This is a genomic window from Edwardsiella sp. EA181011 (assembly GCF_000800725.1).
GTDB classification, from domain to species: domain Bacteria; phylum Pseudomonadota; class Gammaproteobacteria; order Enterobacterales; family Enterobacteriaceae; genus Edwardsiella; species Edwardsiella anguillarum.
In genome coordinates this window covers 2,936,112-2,954,753 of record NZ_CP011364.1, presented here as the reverse complement: position 1 = coordinate 2,954,753, position 18,642 = coordinate 2,936,112, and the positions used below count along the sequence as shown (strand labels likewise).

Annotated in this window: 16 protein-coding genes and 1 pseudogene; 6 read left to right on the top strand and 11 right to left on the bottom strand. The window is 55.5% G+C overall.

The window, feature by feature from the left end:
• Positions 1-19 precede the first annotated feature (19 nt).
• The 5 genes and pseudogenes from QY76_RS12975 to pth all read right to left on the bottom strand — a co-directional run bounded on the left by QY76_RS12975 (position 20) and on the right by pth (position 6,639).
• Complete coding sequence (locus QY76_RS12975) at positions 20-1,291, bottom strand: MFS transporter (RefSeq protein ID WP_045426882.1); 1,272 nt, start codon at positions 1,289-1,291, stop codon at positions 20-22.
• A 1,729-nt stretch (positions 1,292-3,020) separates the two neighbouring features.
• Positions 3,021-3,719 (bottom strand): FadR/GntR family transcriptional regulator, encoded by a 699-nt coding sequence (locus QY76_RS18105; protein ID WP_071844173.1) that lies wholly within the window; start codon positions 3,717-3,719, stop codon positions 3,021-3,023.
• Positions 3,720-3,744: 25 nt separating this feature from the next.
• Positions 3,745-4,579: pseudogene (locus tag QY76_RS19395) on the bottom strand (DDE-type integrase/transposase/recombinase); the annotation flags it as partial.
• 228 nt (positions 4,580-4,807) lie between these two features.
• Positions 4,808-5,899: a redox-regulated ATPase YchF gene (ychF, locus tag QY76_RS12955; protein ID WP_012848252.1), complete on the bottom strand. Its 1,092-nt coding sequence runs from the start codon at positions 5,897-5,899 to the stop codon at positions 4,808-4,810.
• 149 nt (positions 5,900-6,048) lie between these two features.
• The gene (pth, locus tag QY76_RS12950; RefSeq protein ID WP_012848253.1) at positions 6,049-6,639 is read right to left on the bottom strand and encodes an aminoacyl-tRNA hydrolase; all 591 of its coding nucleotides are present in this window, start codon (positions 6,637-6,639) and stop codon (positions 6,049-6,051) included.
• 349 nt (positions 6,640-6,988) lie between these two features.
• Here pth and ychH point away from each other — a divergent pair, with 349 nt between their 5' ends.
• On the top strand, positions 6,989-7,267 hold the full coding sequence (gene ychH / locus QY76_RS12945) for a stress-induced protein YchH (RefSeq protein WP_034165789.1): 279 nt from the start codon (positions 6,989-6,991) through the stop codon (positions 7,265-7,267).
• Positions 7,268-7,317: 50 nt separating this feature from the next.
• Here the strand turns inward: ychH and QY76_RS12940 are convergent, their stop codons facing one another.
• The 4 genes from QY76_RS12940 to lolB form a co-directional block, all read right to left on the bottom strand.
• Positions 7,318-8,454: a DUF1214 domain-containing protein gene (locus tag QY76_RS12940; protein ID WP_045426888.1), complete on the bottom strand. Its 1,137-nt coding sequence runs from the start codon at positions 8,452-8,454 to the stop codon at positions 7,318-7,320.
• A gap of 215 nt (positions 8,455-8,669) precedes the next feature.
• Positions 8,670-9,617 (bottom strand): ribose-phosphate diphosphokinase, encoded by a 948-nt coding sequence (gene prs / locus QY76_RS12935; protein WP_005293094.1) that lies wholly within the window; start codon positions 9,615-9,617, stop codon positions 8,670-8,672.
• 184 nt (positions 9,618-9,801) lie between these two features.
• Complete coding sequence (gene ispE / locus QY76_RS12930) at positions 9,802-10,683, bottom strand: 4-(cytidine 5'-diphospho)-2-C-methyl-D-erythritol kinase (RefSeq protein ID WP_045426892.1); 882 nt, start codon at positions 10,681-10,683, stop codon at positions 9,802-9,804.
• The gene (gene lolB, locus QY76_RS12925; RefSeq protein WP_167549810.1) at positions 10,680-11,306 is read right to left on the bottom strand and encodes a lipoprotein insertase outer membrane protein LolB; all 627 of its coding nucleotides are present in this window, start codon (positions 11,304-11,306) and stop codon (positions 10,680-10,682) included. The genes ispE and lolB overlap by 4 nt, the downstream gene beginning before the upstream one ends.
• Positions 11,307-11,518: 212 nt before the next feature.
• Between lolB and hemA the strand changes: the two genes are divergently transcribed.
• From hemA to kdsA, 5 genes are all read left to right on the top strand, one after another.
• Complete coding sequence (hemA, locus tag QY76_RS12920; RefSeq protein ID WP_045426895.1) at positions 11,519-12,781, top strand: glutamyl-tRNA reductase; 1,263 nt, start codon at positions 11,519-11,521, stop codon at positions 12,779-12,781.
• 40 nt (positions 12,782-12,821) lie between these two features.
• The gene (gene prfA, locus QY76_RS12915; RefSeq protein ID WP_034165794.1) at positions 12,822-13,904 is read left to right on the top strand and encodes a peptide chain release factor 1; all 1,083 of its coding nucleotides are present in this window, start codon (positions 12,822-12,824) and stop codon (positions 13,902-13,904) included.
• Positions 13,904-14,743: a peptide chain release factor N(5)-glutamine methyltransferase gene (gene prmC, locus QY76_RS12910; protein ID WP_045426898.1), complete on the top strand. Its 840-nt coding sequence runs from the start codon at positions 13,904-13,906 to the stop codon at positions 14,741-14,743. The genes prfA and prmC overlap by 1 nt, the downstream gene beginning before the upstream one ends.
• Positions 14,744-14,813: 70 nt before the next feature.
• A complete protein-coding gene (locus QY76_RS12905) occupies positions 14,814-15,623 on the top strand; it encodes a tetratricopeptide repeat protein (protein ID WP_045426901.1) in 810 nt (269 codons plus the stop codon).
• Between the two features lie 155 nt (positions 15,624-15,778).
• Positions 15,779-16,633, top strand: a complete 855-nt coding sequence (gene kdsA, locus QY76_RS12900; RefSeq protein ID WP_034165797.1) for a 3-deoxy-8-phosphooctulonate synthase — start codon at positions 15,779-15,781, stop codon at positions 16,631-16,633.
• A 55-nt stretch (positions 16,634-16,688) separates the two neighbouring features.
• On the opposite strand, the gene QY76_RS19080 is transcribed toward kdsA, so the two are convergent.
• Both QY76_RS19080 and dauA read right to left on the bottom strand, forming a co-directional pair.
• Positions 16,689-16,826 carry a hypothetical protein gene (locus QY76_RS19080; protein WP_005284782.1) on the bottom strand — a complete coding sequence of 46 codons (138 nt, stop codon included), beginning with the start codon at positions 16,824-16,826 and terminating at the stop codon, positions 16,689-16,691.
• Between the two features lie 102 nt (positions 16,827-16,928).
• Positions 16,929-18,629 (bottom strand): C4-dicarboxylic acid transporter DauA, encoded by a 1,701-nt coding sequence (dauA, locus tag QY76_RS12895; RefSeq protein WP_045426902.1) that lies wholly within the window; start codon positions 18,627-18,629, stop codon positions 16,929-16,931.
• Between the last annotated feature and the right edge of the window lie 13 nt (positions 18,630-18,642).

Here is an 18,642-nt window from a genome sequence, read left to right as displayed (position 1 = left end):
AAAATATTTAACTCACTTCTCATATCTCTTGTTGTTTGAACGGTGAAGATATATATTTCCACAAAATTATTGCAGCTAGTACATCAAAGAATGCAAGGCTAACGAATAAAGTGTCATAACCAATTGTAGTTACTGCAGCGCCAATAACCAATGAGAAGCATGCTTGACTTAGCCAAGCAGCTGAGCCTGTCCATCCACTCGCTGTGGCGACTTCATTTTTAGGAAAAATATCAGATGATAGTGTAATCAAAGCTCCTGAAATTGCTTGATGCGCAAAACCACCGATACAAAAGAGAGCTACAGCCATATACTTATCTGTTACTAGGCCAATACATGCGGGAGCAAACATTAATAGAGACCCTATAAGGACGACAAGTTTACGTGAAGTAATAATTGAGGTTTTAAATCGATTAACAAAAAATGGACATAAATATCCCCCTATAATACTACCGAGATCTGCTGCTAAAAATGGCATCCAGGCAAATAAGGCGATTTCTTTTAGACTCATGCCTCTTACTGTAGCCAAATAGATAGGGATCCAGAAAGTGAATGTTGCCCAAGCCGGTGCAATAAGGAAACGAGTAGACATTAATACCCATAGGTTTTTTTTTCTAAGCATATTACGCCAAGAAGTTTTAATTCCGTTTTTTTCGTCAACTGCTAATGTTTGCCCACTAATAATATAGTGCTTTTCATCAGGGCTAAGTCGGGTATGTTTTTGAACATCTCTATAAAACATCAGCCAAATGATTACCCATATAAAACCAAGTCCACCTACGATAACGAATGCCTCCTGCCAAGAGTAAGTTAAAATACACCAGATCACTAGTGGCGGTGCTATCATAGCGCCAATAGATGTTCCAGAGTTAAACCAACCAGTTGCGACGGATTTTTCTTTATCAGGAAACCATTCAGATACTACTTTCATTGATGCAGGGATAACTGCTGATTCTGATAAACCAAGTAATGTGCGAAAAAAAGCTAATGATATCCAACCCGTAGCAAAAGCATGAATCATACATGATAATGACCATAAAATAGCAAAAACTGCGTAACCTATTCTACTGCCAAGTATATCAAGTATATATCCTGCAATAGGTTGCATTATCATATAAGCGCCTTGAAATGCAGCAACAATATATGAGTACTCCTGTGTAGTAAGACCAATATCATCTTTAATTGTTGGCATTGCGACAGCTAAAGCACTTCTATCAAGATAATTAAGTATCACAGCTAGTGTCACGAGTCCTATTATCCACCATCTTAAACCTAAGATATGTTTTTTCTTCATCTTTCACCTCTAATTTATAGATCTTCCCAGTTATTGGATAATTGAAAAATGTTAACATTGTATGGTTTGTACAATAATGATGTTTAAATTAAAAAACGCTAATAATCCTATGTGGAACAGTGGTAGAACCACAGGACCACATACTATCATCATCCCAAATGAATATTTTGTGATCTGAACTGAAGAAAAGTAAAACTTACACATAGAATACTATTAACAATGAAATATGATTAATTCGTGCTTTTTTTATTTATTTTTAATGATTCTGTTTTGTCATTTTGTTCTTTTGTGGTTATTTATTCTTTTTTGTGAGAAAATTATGTTGTGGGAATAGTCAAAGTCACCATTTAACTATTTATCATATTTATGTCTTGGCGATATTCATTATTGATGCCAATGTTTTTGAGCCGTTAATTGAGATACCCTGGATTTTTAGGAGAGCATGTCCTTGTGCGTGCAACATTCCAAAGCAAGTTTTTAGTAGGTTGTTACATCGTGACATTGTTTCCAGATTGCTGATGTAGTTATGTGAAATAGATAGATTAACTGATTGTTCTTTTGATGCTTATTATATATGTAAGCTAACTTGTATGAGATAGTCTGCATATAAAGATAAAGCGTGGTTGATCATATGAAAGATCTCTCGATAGAGTCGTATTTTAGCTACTCGTGTCAAATGTATTTGAGAGATCTGCTAAATTGGCAAATATGGTGCTGGAAAGTCAGATCGGGTCGAAATACTCATGTCAAATTCGTAGAGGAGAGGTTAGAAAATCGTCCGACTACACCTTTTTCTTATCCAACGCCGAACTTGGCATGGCTTCGCGTATGTGGCGTTAATTATTAATATATTCACCTAGCTTATCGTTGAGGGGATGGCCAGCGTCCGATGTAGGCAATGTTCCCTCTACAAGCATTAGAGCTGGCATCGTGAATCGTTGATAAACTGGTATTATCCATCATAGTGATAAGAGCGCACAGTGCGTGTTACGGGCATGTACGTAATGACTGTAGAAGGCAGAGGTGCTGCTCCTAATAGGCAGTACAAGTGGCTCTTATGATAGCGTAATGGTCGAAAGTACCAACAGATTGCAGGAAAAACTGCATAGAAATGAATCGACGATGCTGACGTGGGTAGTTTAGTAGAGTTGATACAACAACCAGCCATGCTGGAACGACATTGATAATGTCTTACATGTTGAAATTGAAAAAGTATAATATATTTCCATCGAAAGCATTTTTATAGCAACCTGAGCTCTCGGATTAAAAATTTCTATCAAATTAGATTGGTTTATATTTTAAAAAAATCAGTGACCTATTTGTATTATTGTCCAACGTCAAGGATATCTACCTGTAGCCAGCCGTGTTATTGATGGAGGGCCCTGAACTTGAATCGTCGCCATAACGTGAAATAAGTGCACTAATTAATACCTCATCAATTAACAGAATGTGTGAGCATCAAATAATACTTGATGGAAGAGTCCCTACTTCCAGTATACTCTGCATAGCTACTCTGAACGGAATAGGAGATATTTCAATAATTAATACGTTTTATATATTGTCATAGATGAAAATCATAAAAAATTCGCATTAATTATTTTTATTAAAAAGATGTTAAGTGTCCTCAATACTATTGAAAGTAATGAAGCATGGAGTCATTACATTACCATGCTTCGTTATTGAAGGGGAGATCTAACAATAAAAGCCATCTAATATATCTGCTAGCACATCAGTCTATGACTTCATCAAAAAAGAATGAGGTGACACTTTCTACATGTTTAATCATAGCATCTCTAGCTCCGCTAGAGTTTCTTTCCTCAATGCAAGTTATAATTTGTTTGCGATAAGCCTGACGATCCTTGCGCTGATAGTAGATTTTTGTTTTTAAACGAAATGATTCAAGTAGCGGTGTTCTCATTAATTGCCATATTTGATCATTAATTAACGACCAGACTGGATTATCAGTTGCTGAAGCCAACCTCTTATGAAATAAGAGGACCCAATCTGCATCAGGAGAAGGGTAATCATCATTGTTCATTATTCCATTTAAAGCCTCCTTTAACTGTTCTATGTCACTTGGCGTTGCATTAAGAGCGGCAAGTCCTGCAATTTCAGCATCAACAACACGCCTTACACTCATGAGATGAGTTGGACTAATTTCTTTATTTAATAATAAAATAGAGTTTGTAATAGGAGTTTTTGAAGCTACGATTGAACCAACCCCATGCTTTATCACAACATAACCAGCTAGCTCAAGAGAAAGCAAAGCTTCACGCACAACGTTTCGGCTAACATGAAGGATGCGCGCTAGCTCTCTTTCTGCTGGTAAGCGTTGATGTAAAGAAAATTCCCCAGAGACAATCTTTGCTTCAATTCTCTCAGCTACGTACTGGTAAGTTTTCTTATTTTCAATAGGTTCAAAAGACACTGATTTTCTCCATGTGATTTAGCTCATTATCCGTCGGTTTCCAGACCGTGAGAAGTCCATTGCTATACCGTTGTCATACGCCCAGAGATCCAGCATTCTAGATATAAATTCACTATCCTTGTCTGTCTACAGCAGTTCGAGAACTCGCTGCTTTAATGCCTTTGGACGCGCCATCACCGAGACAACATCCTCCCTGCAGCCCCTGACCCATGAGGATCGCCAGGTACTCACGACTAAAATTATCGACTATAGTCAATGCGCAGATACAGCGTCCATTGAACAGATTATCAGCAATGAAGTCCATGCTCCAGCACTGGTCTATTGCCGTTACTTCCGGATGGACGCTTTTGTGCCTGACTCGTCACATACCGTCAGGGCGTTTTGCTCGTAAATTCAGACCTTCCTGACAATAAATTCGGTGTGTTTTCTTATGAGTAACCAGCAGCCCTCCCGGCGTAGAAGAATATGAATATGCTGAATACCGTAGCAAATGTGGGTTTCTGCTATTTATCTTATCCGTAAAGCGATGGCCCGCTCATCACGGCAGCTACAATAGTTATATACCGTGCTGTTTTGCATCATCAGACGATAACCTCGATGTAACCCGATATGGTAGGTCTCCAGCAGCCAGGCGATAGCTTCGCGCTTCTGCGCCGGTCTTAGGATTTTTTTGATAACTTCCTGCAGCATCTCTTTGTCCAGACTTAAATCTGCCATCATGCCGCCAAACTTTTTTGCCAATTGTAAAAAGTAGCCTCAGAAACACCAATCTTTCTGAAGACCTCCCCCACTTGAGTGCTGGTTTCGGCTTGTTTCAGAGCAAAAGCAACCTCTTTCCCTGTATAACGTGTTTTTTTCATGCTAGATAACCTCTTTTTTCAGGAGAAGAAAGACTGAAAACTCTACTTTGCGCTGGTCTTGAACAAAGGGAAGAGTGCTGTACTCATCCATCTCCTTATTTTCGACTGGGTTGTTACGAGATGAGTTGAGACATTATGATATGAAAAATCCACGCAATTGCGTGGATTTTATGGGGTTTTCCAGTCTTCATGCGATTCACTGAGATCGCATGAGACAACAGAAGCGAATTAGACGTTAAACAGGAAGTTCATGATATCGCCATCTTTGACGATATAGTCCTTACCTTCAGAGCGCATCTTACCGGCTTCCTTGGCACCCTGTTCACCCTTATAGGTGATGAAGTCGTCAAAGGCGATGGTCTGGGCGCGGATAAAGCCTTTCTCAAAGTCGGTATGGATTTTACCGGCGGCCTGCGGGGCGGTAGCGCCGACGGGAATCGTCCAGGCGCGCACCTCTTTTACCCCGGCGGTGAAGTAGGTCTGCAGGTTCAGCAGCGTGTAGCCGGCGCGGATCACGCGGTTCAGGCCCGGCTCTTCCAGACCCAGCTCGGCCATGAACTCGTCGCGATCGGCGTCGTCTAGCTCGGCGATATCGGCCTCAACGGCGGCGCATACCGGAACCACAACGGATCCCTCTGCGTCGGCGATGGCGCGCACCTGATCCAGGAACGGGTTGTTCTCAAAGCCATCTTCGTTGACATTGGCGATATACATGGTCGGTTTTAGGGTCAGGAAGCTCAGGTACTTGATGGCCCCTTTTTCTTCATCGCTGAGGTCCAGCGCGCGCAGCATGCCGGCCTGCTCCAGGTGCGGCAGGCATTTTTCCAGCGCGGAGAGCTCCAGCTTGGCATCTTTGTCGCCGCCTTTGGCTTTCTTCTGCACGCGGTGAATCGCACGTTCACAGGTATCCAGATCCGCCAGCGCCAGCTCGGTGTTGATCACCTCGATGTCTTCCGCCGGATTTACGCGGCCGGAAACGTGCACGATATTGTCGTTTTCAAAGCAGCGGACCACGTGGCCGATGGCTTCGGTTTCACGGATGTTGGTCAGGAACTGGTTGCCCAGGCCTTCCCCTTTAGAGGCGCCCTTTACCAGGCCGGCAATGTCGACAAACTCCATGGTGGTCGGCAGGGTGCGCTGGGGTTTCACGATCTCGGCCAGCTGATCCAGACGCGGATCCGGCATCGGTACGACGCCGGTGTTCGGCTCAATGGTACAGAACGGGAAGTTGGCTGCTTCGATCCCCGCTTTGGTCAGCGCATTGAACAGCGTGGATTTACCGACGTTGGGAAGCCCGACGATACCGCATTTAAAACCCATGTTTAATCACCTTAACTCATTGAATTTTTGGCTGTTTATAGATTAACCGCCAAAGAAACAGGAAAATATTGCCCAATTATACACGCAACGCGTCATTTTCTCGACTTATCCGTAGGGGGCGTGCGGGAGGCGGCGTTGCTGCGTCGCGCTTAGCGGACGCTGGCCTTGAAACCGTTGAGGCGATTCATCGCCCTGTCCATGCCCTCCTGCATCAGCAGATCGGTGCAGCGCAGCGCCTCGTCGATGGCTTCATCGATCAGGGGCTGCTCGCTGGCCAGCGGTTTACCCAGAACAAAGCCAACGACCTTGCTTTTGTCGCCGGGATGGCCAATGCCGATGCGCAGGCGATGAAAGTTGGGGTTGTTGCCCAGCTTGCTTTGAATGTCCTTCAGGCCGTTATGGCCGCCGTTACCGCCGCCGAGCTTCAGTTTGGCGACGCCCGGCGGCAGATCCAGCTCATCGTGTGCGACCAGAATTTCATCCGGGGCGATGCGGTAAAAACCGGCCAGGGCGGAAACGGCTTTGCCGCTCAGGTTCATGAAGGTGGTCGGCACCAGCAGGCGCAGGTCATGGCCTGCCAGGCTGAGGCGGGCGGTATAGCCAAAAAATTTGCTCTCTTCTTTCAGGGACTGGCCGTGGCGTTCGGCGAGGGCGTCAACGAACCAGGCGCCGGCGTTGTGGCGGGTCTGGGCGTATTCAGCGCCAGGGTTAGCCAGGCCGACAATCAGTTTAATCGTCATCTGTGCATTCAGTCTTTATGTGATAGGCGCGGGCAGTGCCGCGGCAGATAGTAGGCAAAGCGCCAAAGCGTAATTAGACCATAATTTGCCGTCGCTCACTACCCTGCCGGCGTCTACAGAGGGGGGAAGGGGAGGCGCTTTCCCGTTTTTCGGCGGCGTGCGGCGCGGTGTCTCCGGGGGTATCGCATCGGGAATGTAAAATCCGTGTGATTTGTCAAGATAAAATGTAAGCTATAACCAAGCAGATGAATATCAAGGGACTATACTGTCACTAATGGGATAGATTAGCGCTCTTGATGAGTGGCTGGCTATACATCAGTAGATTTGACTGATACAGGGGAGGTGACCAATGAAACGTAAAGGCGCGGAGCTGCTTGGCAACGTTCTAATGGGGCTGGGGCTCATTACCATGGTGGGTGGTGTGGGCTACTCTGTGCTGGCTCAGTTACCCCAACTGGATTTACCCCAATATTTTTCTCACGGCGCCGTCATGAGCATCTTTATCGGCGCGCTGTTATGGCTGGTCGGTGCGCGCGTTGGCGGTCGTGAGCGCGTCGCCGACCGCTATTGGTGGGTACGCCACTACGATAAACGCTGTACCCGTAAAACGCGTGAACGTCATTCTTAAAACAACGACGTGTCATTAACGTTTAGACGCCGCCGGGAGGGCGGCGTTTTTTATGGGCGCGCGTCGGCGCCGTGCGGCAGCAGCTGAACGTCAAACTCGGGGTACTGCTGAGATCCGAGATAGCGGATGACGACCATTCCCTGATCATAGCCAGCGCTGGTCAGGTTGTTGCTCAGATCGCGCGGCTGGCGCGATAGGTGAATTTGGTAGCGTCCGTCCGCCTGGCGAACAATCTCTTGTCCGGTTAGGTAGGTTTTGGCCATCCGATAGTCTGGAGTTATATAGTAAGGCGTATAGAAAACGACAGAGATATAGGTTGCATCCCGGGGCAGGGTACCGCTGATACGGATCACGCTGTCGTCGTGGGGCAGCGAGACGTAAACGCCGTCGTAGCGGTTATCCGTGGTCGGATATAGCGCATCGGACAGGCTGCGATCGACCTCGACCTCCTGGCTGCTGTTCCGAACCCGGCTCATCTTGGCGGAAAGATCCAGCGAGCTGAGCACCAGGCTACGGTAGAAGCTGGCCGCGAGGGCGCTGCGCCGCGGCGCATCGGCGATGGGCGGCGCGGGGTGACCCGTCAGGCGGCGAATATGGTAGCGGGCGGGGCGCTGTGCCTTTTGCTGTCCGCTGTGATAATACTCACGCACGATGACCATATAGTCATCCGGCGTGGTGACGATCGCATCTTGCCCCGGCGGGGGTGTCGCCGGCGTCAGGCGCAGGCTAAAGTTGCCCTGCCGGTCGATCTGCATATCCTTGGTCGACCGGTTCTGCTCTGCCCGGGCGACGTTACGGCCATCGTGCATGGCATAGACCTGAAAACCCACATAGTCGGCAGCGCCAACATTGCCGCTGATGACATAGTCGCTGCGGCTGTCAAACAGGGCGGAGTTGTAGGTTGTCCAGGGGTTGTCACCGGCGACCTTACGAGTCCCGCTCATCCAGTCGACAAAGTAAGGCGTCGCCTCCGCCGCCTGGCGTAGAAAGATCGCACTAGAAAGCGAGGCGGCGCTGTGCAAGAACTGCTGGGTGGCGGCGTCATACGGCTGACCGAGCTGCATACGCTGGTTAAAGTGGTCGGCCCGTCGGGCCATCTCGGCCTGGGGCAGCGGGCTGGCAAACAGGGAGGTGCAAAGCACCGTGGCTGATAGGGTAAGCAGGGTGGCGCGTAATACGCTGTACATGATGGCGTCCGTTGCAGGCCGTGGCGTCGGCGATGAAAGAAGACTATCACAGGGTGCGGGACGGGGCGGGAATGTCGGCGCGGCGTATAGGGATGGTTTAACGTTGGCGAGGGCATCTAGAAGAAGGGCGGCGTGCGGTGGGCCCTACCCAGCCCACCGCGCGACAGAAACGAAAAACGGCGGATAAATCCGCCGTTGTTATCTGGCGCAAGCTATCAGTGTTCAAACATCGCAGAGATGGACTCTTCGTTGCTGATGCGGCGGATGGCCTCGGCCAACATGCCGGACAGCGTCAGGCTGCGCACCTTGTCCAGCGCCTTGATCTCCGGCGCCAGCGGAATGGTGTCGCACACCACAAACTCATCGATGACGGAATTCTTGATGTTGTCGATGGCGTTGCCGGAGAAGATCGGGTGGGTCGCATAGGCGAATACGCGCTTGGCGCCGCGCTCTTTCAGCGCTTCGGCCGCTTTGCACAGGGTGCCGCCGGTATCGATCATGTCGTCGACCAGGACGCAGTCGCGATCGGCGACGTCACCGATGATGTGCATCACCTGGGAGACGTTGGCGCGCGGACGACGCTTATCGATGATGGCCATGTCGGTATCGTTGAGCAGTTTGGCGATGGCGCGGGCTCGTACGACGCCGCCGATGTCCGGAGAAACCACGATCGGGTTTTCCAGCTTCTGCTGCAGCATGTCTTCCAGCAGGATCGGGCTGCCGAATACGTTATCTACCGGTACGTCGAAGAAGCCCTGGATCTGTTCTGCATGCAGGTCCACGGTCAGTACGCGGTCAACCCCTACGCTGGACAGGAAGTCAGCGACGACTTTTGCCGTGATCGGCACACGGGCGGAGCGCACGCGGCGATCCTGGCGTGCATAGCCGAAGTAGGGGATTACCGCCGTGATGCGGCCGGCGGAGGCGCGGCGCAGTGCGTCAACCATGACAACCAGCTCCATCAGGTTATCGTTGGTCGGGGCACAGGTGGACTGGATGATGAAAATATCACCACCGCGTACATTTTCGTTGATTTGCACGCTCACTTCGCCGTCACTAAAACGGCCTACAGCGGCGTCGCCGAGGCTGGTGTACAAACGGTTGGCAATACGTTGTGCTAGTTCCGGGGTAGCGTTACCAGCAAAAAGCTTCATATCAGGCACGAGAAGAACCTCAGGCTTGCGTCCAGAGAAGTTGATAGTACGGCGCGCTAACTAGGAGTGGGCTGACGCGCCGCATTACCCTACGGGTATTGTTTGAGTCACGGCAGACTCTGCATTCGTTCGGCGAACAAATGGCCGCGCAGCACGTAAAGCGATTGTCAAACACTGCATAATGCTTTAAACGTTAACCAGTTACGTGCATAGAGGCCAGCAGCTCGGAGCGGACACGGTGCAACGGCGACGTATTGACGCCACGCGCCACGAATCCCTGCATCCACTCGGGGGCAATGCTGAGCACCTGACGGGCCGCCTGCTCGGTGTCGAATTCCGCAAACACGCAAGCGCCAGTCCCTGTCAGACGCGACGGCGCGTATTCTAGCAGCCACGAAAGCGCCTGTTCAACCTCACGAAAACGTTTTCTTGCTATTGGCTCGCAATCATTACTGTACGTTGTTGCCAACAGTTCAGCCAAAGTTCTTACCGGAGAGTCTCTTTTCAGCGCAGGATCGGCGAAGATCGCCGGCGTGGAAATGCTGACGCCAGGATGTGCAACAAAGTACCATTTTTCTTCAGGATGTGCGGGCTGTAACAATTCGCCAACACCCTGCGCAAAGGCGGCAACGCCATTAACAAAAACCGGTACATCTGCGCCCAGGCTCAATCCAATCTCAGCCAGACGCGCGTCGCTTAACCCAGCCTGCCACAGGGTGTTCAGGGCGACCAGGGTGGTGGCCGCATCCGACGAGCCACCGCCGAGACCGCCCCCCATGGGCAGAATCTTTTGCAGCGCAATGTCGGCCCCGCATCCGGCAAAGTCGGGTGGCAGCGCGGCACGCAGCGCCCGCGCCGCGCGGAGGATCAGGTTATCCTCATCCGCGACCCCCGCTACCGGCGTCAGCAGACGCAGCCGGCCATCGCTACGTGCCTGAATTGTGAGCGTGTCGCCGTAGTCCACAAACTGGAACAGGGTCTGCAGCAGATGGTAGCCGTCGGCCCGCCGCCCGGTGATGTAAAGAAACAGATTCAGCTTGGCCGGCGCCGGCCAGTGGGTCAGCGCGTCGATCATGGCCGTAGCGTCCAGCTGTCCATCTTCAGCTTGATCCGCTGGTCGCCCTGGCTCAGCTCCAGCTGTGCCGGTAAGGGTGGGGTGACGCGGGTGTCATAACGCAGGTAATCGACCTGCCAGTTCTGGCCAGCATGGCGGTAAGTTAACTGGCTGAGGTGTTGTGTGCTATCCAGGCGAACCTGCTGTGCCTGGCCGGGCAGCCCCAGCATCCACTGACGCAGGTTATCCAGCGGGATCTGCATCCCGGTGAGCTTTTCGAGCATGACGGCGGCGTTGTCGCTCACGTAGCGGCGCCCCTGGCTGTCGGTGATCTGTGCTACGCCCGGCTGAACGTTTAGCTCCAGCTCGGTGCTGCCGAGGGGATTGGTCAGCAGCAGGCGATAGTGCCCGGCGGCCGTCTGTTGCCAGAAGAAACGCGCATATACCTTTTGCTTATCGGAAAGATAGGCAAATGCCCCACGAGTCTGATAAACCGTGATATTTTCTACCTGCTGCTGGTGGGCCTGCCACTGCGGCGAACTGACGCTGCCGCCGCTATTTTTATCGGGCAGCGTGCCGCAGGCAGCGAGCAACAGACAGCTAACTGGCAGTAAACGCAGGAGATTTACCTTTTTCATTCTCATAATCCATGGTGAGTATACTCTGGGGCTAACGCTAGCCTGCTTGTCGGGGAGCGTCAATGGGCGCGGCGGCCTAATCCGGGGGAAAAGGGTAAAAAATGTCTGTTGGCGCACGCGCTCCGGCGGCGCGGTGGCTTTTATTGCTTCGGTGCATCAAGTAGAATGCAGCGATAACCGATAACCCTAATGAAGTCGCGACTACTTGACAGTTTTTCATGAGTCTTCTTGCACTTGGAATCAATCATAAAACGGCGCCGGTCTCCCTGCGGGAACGGGTAACGTTTTCGCCCGATACGCTGGATCGGGCTATTGAAAGCCTGCTGCGACAGCCGTCGGTGCAGGCCGGGGTAGTGCTGTCGACCTGTAACCGCACCGAGCTGTATCTGAGCGTGGAGCAGCGGGCCGATCTGCGTCAGCAGATCGTTGACTGGCTGTGCAGCTACCATCAGCTGACGCCGGAGGAGGTGAGCGACAGTCTCTATTGGCATCAGGATAACGAGGCGGTCAGCCATCTGATGCGGGTGGCCAGCGGTTTGGACTCGCTGGTGCTGGGCGAGCCGCAGATCTTGGGTCAGGTGAAGAAAGCCTTTTCGGAATCTCAACGTGAGCAGGCGCTGTCTGCTGACTTGGAGCGTCTGTTTCAAAAGACTTTCTCGGTAGCCAAGCGGGTACGCACGGAGACCGAAATCGGTTCCAGCGCGGTATCGGTGGCGTTTGCCGCCTGTACGCTGGCGCGCCAGATCTTTGAGTCCCTGACCCGGCTTAACGTGCTGCTGGTCGGGGCGGGCGAGACCATTGAGCTGGTGGCTCGTCATTTGCATCAGCACCAGGTGCAGCATATGATGATCGCCAACCGCACCCGCGAACGTGCTCAGGCGCTGGCCGATGAGGTCGGGGCCGAGGTGATTTCGCTGGCGGATATCGACGCCCGCCTGGCGGATGCCGATATCGTTATCAGCTCGACGGCCAGCCCGCTGCCGATCATCGGTAAAGGGATGGTTGAGCGCGCGCTGAAGGCGCGGCGCAACAGGCCGATGCTGCTGGTGGATATCGCCGTTCCACGCGACATTGAGCCGGAGGCCGGGGATCTGGCCAACGCCTATCTGTACAGCGTGGATGATCTGCACGCCATTATTCAGGGTAATATGGCTCAGCGGCAGGCGGCGGCGGTGCAGGCCGAGCATATCGTGCAGCAGGAGTGCGCCAACTTTATGGCCTGGCTGCGCGCGCAGGGGGCCGTCGACACCATCCGTGAATACCGGGCCCAGGCGGAGCAGCTGCGGGCCGAAGCCGAAGCCGAAGCGCTGGCGGCGCTGTCGCAGGGCGTCGAGGCCGAGGCGGTGATCCGCCGCCTGGCGCATCGCCTGACCAACCGCCTGATCCATGCGCCGACCAAATCCCTTCAGCAGGCCGCCGGCAGCGGCGATGCCCAGCGTCTGCAGACGCTGCGCGACAGCCTTGGGCTGGATCATAATTAGTTCTCTCCTTTCTTACATATTTACAGGTAAATAGCCACGCATGAAGCCTTCTATCGTTGCCAAACTAGAAGCATTACAGGAGCGCCATGAAGAAGTTCAGGCACTGCTCGGTGATGCCGGAGTCATTGCCGATCAGGACCGTTTTCGCGCGCTGTCGCGTGAGTACGCACAGCTGACCGACGTATCGCGCTGTTTTCTGGCCTGGCGCCAGGTGCAGGACGATCTGGCCACGGCGGAGATGATGCTGGACGATCCGGAAATGCGTGAGATGGCGCAGGAGGAGATCAAAGAGGCGCGCGGGCGCCTGAGCGAGCTGGAGCAGCAGCTGCAGATCCTGCTGCTGCCCAAAGATCCTGACGATGAGCGCGACTGTTTCCTTGAGGTGCGCGCCGGCACCGGCGGCGATGAGGCCGCGCTGTTTGCCGGCGATCTTTTCCGGATGTACAGCCGCTACGCCGAGGCGCGCCGCTGGCGCATCGAGATCATGAGCGCCAGCGAGGGCGAGCACGGCGGCTACAAAGAGGTGATCGCCAGGGTGAGCGGCGACGGCGCCTATGGACGCCTTAAGTTTGAGTCCGGCGGCCACCGCGTGCAGCGCGTGCCGGCGACGGAGTCTCAGGGGCGTATCCACACCTCTGCCTGCACCGTAGCGGTGATGCCGGCGGTGCCGGAGGCCGAGCTGCCGCAGATCAATCCGGCGGATCTGCGTATCGATACCTACCGCTCCTCCGGTGCGGGTGGGCAGCACGTTAACACCACCGACTCCGCCATCCGCATTACCCACCTGCCGACCGGGATCGTGGTGGAGTGCCAGGATGAGCGTTCACAGCATAAGAACAAGGCCAAGGCCATGTCGGTGCTGGGCGCGCGTATCCGCGCCGCCGAAATCGCCAAGCGCCAGCAGGAGGAGGCATCGACCCGCCGCAATCTGCTGGGCAGCGGCGATCGCTCCGATCGCGTCCGCACCTATAACTTCCCGCAGGGGCGGGTGACCGACCACCGTATTAACCTGACCCTGTATCGCCTGGATGAGGTGATGGAGGGTAAGCTGGACACCCTGATCGAGCCCATCGTGCAGGAGCACCAGGCCGATCAGCTCAGCGCGCTCGCCGAGCAGGAGTGATGCGCTACGATCAATGGCTGCGTCAGGCCTGCGCGCGCCTGACGCCGGGCGACAGCCCACGGCGCGACGCGGAGATCCTGCTGGAGCACGTGACCGGCAAGGGGCGCAGCTTTCTGCTGGCCTTTGGCGAGACGCTGCTGACGGCGGCGCAGCTGGCGCAGCTGACGTCTCTGCTGGCGCGGCGCGCGCAGGGAGAGCCGGTGGCTTACCTGATCGGCGAGCGTGAGTTTTGGTCGCTGCCGCTGACGGTGTCCCCGGCGACGCTGATCCCGCGTCCGGATACCGAATGCCTGGTCGAGCAGGCGTTGATGCGTCTGCCGGCGACGCCGGCGCAGATTGTCGATCTGGGCACCGGCACCGGCGCCATCGCTCTGGCGCTGGCCAGCGAGCGCCCCGACTGCCGGGTAAGCGCGGTGGAGTTCAACCCCGACGCCGTGGCGCTGGCGCAGCATAACGCCGCCCGTCTGGGGCTGTCGCGGGTCGAGATCCTGCAGGGCAGCTGGTTTACGCCGCTGGCCGGACGGCGTTTTACCCTGATCGTCTCTAACCCGCCCTATATCGACGCCGCCGATGGCCATCTGAGCCAGGGCGACGTGCGTTTTGAGCCGGCCAGTGCGCTGGTGGCCGCCGAACAGGGACTGGCCGATCTGCAGGCGATCGCCCGTCAGGCGCCGGCTCATCTGGAGCCGGGGGGATGGCTGCTGCTGGAGCACGGCTGGCAGCAGGGGGCCGCCGTGCGCGCCCTGCTGACGGAGTATGGCTTCTGCGGTGTGGAGAGCGTGCGGGACTACGGCGATAACGAGCGGGTGACCTTAGGACAGTACCGCCCGCCGCGCTGAGGCGGCGGGAGATGCCGAGTGTGATGATGAAACAGACGATCAACGGGCTGCCGCTGATGATGGAATGGGTATGAGTGTAATAGCCGATTTTGCCTTTGATGAGGCGTTGCTGAGCGACGGCGTGCTGCAGATGCAGCATGCCGTCCGCTCCGAACTGGATCCGGTGCGTCTGCGCGCCGAGCTGGATGGCCTGGCCACGCAGGCGCAAGCGGCGCTGCAGGGGATAGGCGACGAGCAGGCGCGTCTGCAGCGTCTGCTTACGCTGTTTTTCGGCGAGTGGGGATTCGGCGGAGTCAGCGGCGTCTACCGGCTCTCCGATGCGCTGTGGTTGGACACCGTGCTGGCGCGCCGCCAGGGAACGCCGGCCTCGCAGGGGATCATCCTGCAGCATATTGCCCAGGCGCTCGCGCTGCCGCTGCAGGCGGTGGTGTTCCCGACGCAGCTGCTGCTGCGCGCCGACTGGCCGCAGGGTGGCTACCGGCTGATCAATCCCCTGAACGGGGAGACGCTGGAGAACGCCCTGCTGGCGGTATGGCTTAAGGGACACCAGGGCATGCAGGCCCGCATGAGCAGTGGAGACATTGAGGCGGCGGACAACAGCCAGGTGGTGCGTCGTCTGCTGACGACGCTGAAGGCGGCGCTGATGGAGGAGCAGCAGGTTGAGCTGGCGCTCAACGCCTGCGAGGCGCTGCTGTGCTTTGAGCCGGAGGACCCCTATGAAATCCGCGATCGCGGGCTGCTCTACGCCCGCCTGGAGTGCCCGCACATCGCGCTATCCGATCTGAACTACTTCATCGAGCAGTGCCCGGAGGATCCGGTGGCCGAGGTGATTAAGCTCCAGATCCATGCCATCGAACAGTTTGAGGTGGTGCTGCACTAGCCATGGGCCCCCCTGTGGGGCATCGGCGCCGCGTGGCGCCGTGACCCGGGTTTTCTTTTGCCTGCGCAGGAGCGGCGACAGGCGGCGGAGTATGGCATACTCTGCGCGTTCGCTGTTCGGTCAGCAGGGTTTTTCTCAAAATTTAAGGCGCAAGCATGAAACAGAAAGTTGTCAGCATTGGTGATATTCAGGTCGCAAACGATCTGCCGTTTGTTCTGTTTGGCGGGATGAACGTGCTGGAGTCGCGCGATCTGGCGATGCGCATCTGTGAGCACTACGTCACCGTGACCCAAAAGCTGGGCATTCCCTATGTCTTTAAGGCCTCCTTCGACAAGGCCAACCGCTCCTCTATCCACTCTTACCGCGGCCCGGGCCTGGAAGAGGGGATGAAGATTTTCCAGGAGCTCAAGCAGACCTTCGGGGTGAAGATCATTACCGACGTCCATACGCCGGAGCAGGCGCAGCCGGTGGCTGACGTGGTGGATGTCATTCAGCTGCCTGCCTTCCTGGCGCGCCAGACCGACCTGGTTGAGGCGATGGCCAAAACCGGTGCGGTGATCAACGTGAAGAAGCCGCAGTTCTTAAGCCCGGGCCAGATGGGCAACATCGTGGATAAGTTCCAGGAGGGCGGCAACGAACAGGTGATCCTGTGCGATCGCGGCAGCAACTTCGGTTACGATAATCTGGTGGTCGACATGCTGGGCTTTGGGGTGATGAAGAACGTCAGCCACGGGGCGCCGGTGATTTTTGACGTGACCCACTCCCTGCAGTGCCGCGATCCGTTTGGCGCCGCCTCCGGTGGCCGTCGAGCCCAGGTGACGGAGCTGGCGCGCTCCGGGATGGCCATCGGCCTGGCCGGGCTGTTTATCGAGGCGCATCCGGATCCGGCGCACGCCATGTGTGACGGCCCTTCCGCGCTGCCGCTGGAGAAGCTGGAACCGTTCCTGGCCCAGATGAAGGCCATCGACGATCTGGTGAAGAACTTCCCGCCGCTGGATACCGCCAACTAAGGCGCGGGCCGTACGCTCTGCATACGCAGCGGGGGAGCCTAGGCTCCCCCGTTTTTTATCCGCGTTCGCAGAATATCCCCTGTACGCGTCCGCCGGCGTCCAGGCAGGCATCCTGCATCAGGAAACGGTCGGCTCTGATACCGGCATAGAAGGCGGCGCACAGGGCAACAAGGGCTATTAGGGCTCTTTTCATGGCGTTCTCTCTCCGTGTGGGAGCGCGATCATAGCGGGGCGCGGGGCGGGGAGACAGGGAAAAATGGCGCCCGTTTGGGCGCCATTGCAGGAGCGGACGGCGTTAGCGCTTCTCCTCTAGCGTGCGCAGGGCATCCGGCAGGGTGGCAAAGAACGCCATACGCCCTTCGATCGGCACCACGCGCGCGCGCGCCAGGGTCTTCAGCGGCTGGAACGGCATATCCGTGACTATCAGGCGCTTGCCCTGCGGCAGCGAATCGACGAAGCGCAGGAACGCGTTCAGGCCGCCGGCGTCCAGCACCGGTACGGCGTCCCACTGCATGACGACGGTCTGGTATTTATCCCCCATCGCCAGGATCTCGTTAAAGATACGCTCGGCGGCGGCGAAGAACAGCGGACCGCTGACGCGCAGCACCAGCACCCCGCGCGTATCGTCATGGCTCACCTCGCTGATGCGGGTCATCCGCGCAATGCGGCGCATAAACAGCAGTGAGGCCAGCACGATACCAACGGTGATGGCGATCACCATATCAAACAGCACCGTCAGCGACATGCACAGCAGCATGACTATGATGTCATCCTTGGGAGCCCGGCGCAGCAGGTAGACGACTTTGTGGGCCTCGCTCATGTTCCAGGCCACTATCAGCAGCAGGGAGGCCATGGCCGCCAGTGGCAGATAGGAGAGCCAGGGGGCAAGGACCAGCAGCGCCAGAATCACCAGCAGGGAGTGGATCACCGCGGAGACGGGCGAGGTAGCGCCGGCGCGGACGTTGGCCGCCGAGCGTGCAATCGCTGCGGTTGCGGTAATACCGCCGAAGAAGGGGGCGGCAATGTTACCCAGGCCCTGGCCTATCAGCTCGCCGTTGGAGTGGTGCTTTTTACCGGTCATGCCATCCAGCACGACGGCGCACAGCAGAGACTCGATCGCGCCCAGCATCGCCATGGAGAACGCCGCGGGCATTAGGGCCGACAGGCTGTGCCAGCTCAGGCGGATCTCCTCTCCCCCCGGGGAGGGGATGTTCCACGGCAGGACAAACTGCGGCAGGATCGGCGGGATGCCCTGACCGTGGCTGCCGTCGGCCAGCACATAGCTAAAGCGGGAGCCGATGGTGGCCACGTCATGGCCGAACAGTGAACAGATCCCCATCACCGCGCTGCCGGCTAGCAGCGCCGGCAGATGCCCGGGCAGGCGTAGCCCCAGCTTGGGCCAGAAGATCAATATCGCCAACGTGGTGGCACCGATCAGGGTGTCTGCCCAGTTGATGGTCGGCATGGCCTGCGCCAGCGCTGCCTCCTTAAGCAGGTAGCTTTCCGGCACGTGCTCCAGATGCAGGCCGAAGAAATCCTTGATTTGCATGGTGCCGATGGTGATCGCGATCCCGGAGGTGAAGCCAAGGGTAACGGAGAGCGGAATGTATTCAATCAGGCGGCCAAAGCGCGCCATCCCCATCAGCAGCAGGAAGATCCCCGACATCAGCGTGGCCACCAGCAGTCCGGAGAGGCCGAACTGCTGCGAGACAGGATATAGGATGACGACAAAGGCGGCGGTGGGGCCGGAGACGCTATAGCGCGATCCCCCGGTCAGCGCGATCACGATACCGGCCACGGCCGAGGTATACAGGCCATACTGCGGCGGTACGCCGCTGCCGATGGCCAGCGCCATGGCCAGCGGAATGGCGATGATGCCAACGGTGATGCCGGCGATGAGATCCTTGGTGAAACGCTGGAGCGAGTAAGGATCGCGCCAGCAGGATTCAATCAGCGCGCTGAACGGCATAACGCCGCCAATTTTATGGGTTTTCATTATGCGATTAAAC

Bases quoted from the DNA above. Each gene is read 5' to 3' on its own strand.
- QY76_RS12940 (WP_045426888.1), bottom strand. From the start codon at position 8,454: ATGTACAGCGTATTACGCGCCACCCTGCTTACCCTATCAGCCACGGTG.
- QY76_RS19080 (WP_005284782.1), bottom strand. From the start codon at position 16,826: ATGAAAAGAGCCCTAATAGCCCTTGTTGCCCTGTGCGCCGCCTTCTAT.
- QY76_RS12975 (WP_045426882.1), bottom strand. From the start codon at position 1,291: ATGAAGAAAAAACATATCTTAGGTTTAAGATGGTGGATAATAGGACTC.
- pth (WP_012848253.1), bottom strand. From the start codon at position 6,639: ATGACGATTAAACTGATTGTCGGCCTGGCTAACCCTGGCGCTGAATAC.
- dauA (WP_045426902.1), bottom strand. From the start codon at position 18,629: ATGAAAACCCATAAAATTGGCGGCGTTATGCCGTTCAGCGCGCTGATT.
- ychF (WP_012848252.1), bottom strand. From the start codon at position 5,899: ATGGGTTTTAAATGCGGTATCGTCGGGCTTCCCAACGTCGGTAAATCC.
- kdsA (WP_034165797.1), top strand. From the start codon at position 15,779: ATGAAACAGAAAGTTGTCAGCATTGGTGATATTCAGGTCGCAAACGAT.
- ychH (WP_034165789.1), top strand. From the start codon at position 6,989: ATGAAACGTAAAGGCGCGGAGCTGCTTGGCAACGTTCTAATGGGGCTG.
- prfA (WP_034165794.1), top strand. From the start codon at position 12,822: ATGAAGCCTTCTATCGTTGCCAAACTAGAAGCATTACAGGAGCGCCAT.
- ispE (WP_045426892.1), bottom strand. From the start codon at position 10,683: ATGATCGACGCGCTGACCCACTGGCCGGCGCCGGCCAAGCTGAATCTG.
- lolB (WP_167549810.1), bottom strand. From the start codon at position 11,306: ATGAGAATGAAAAAGGTAAATCTCCTGCGTTTACTGCCAGTTAGCTGT.
- hemA (WP_045426895.1), top strand. From the start codon at position 11,519: ATGAGTCTTCTTGCACTTGGAATCAATCATAAAACGGCGCCGGTCTCC.
- prmC (WP_045426898.1), top strand. From the start codon at position 13,904: ATGCGCTACGATCAATGGCTGCGTCAGGCCTGCGCGCGCCTGACGCCG.
- QY76_RS12905 (WP_045426901.1), top strand. From the start codon at position 14,814: ATGAGTGTAATAGCCGATTTTGCCTTTGATGAGGCGTTGCTGAGCGAC.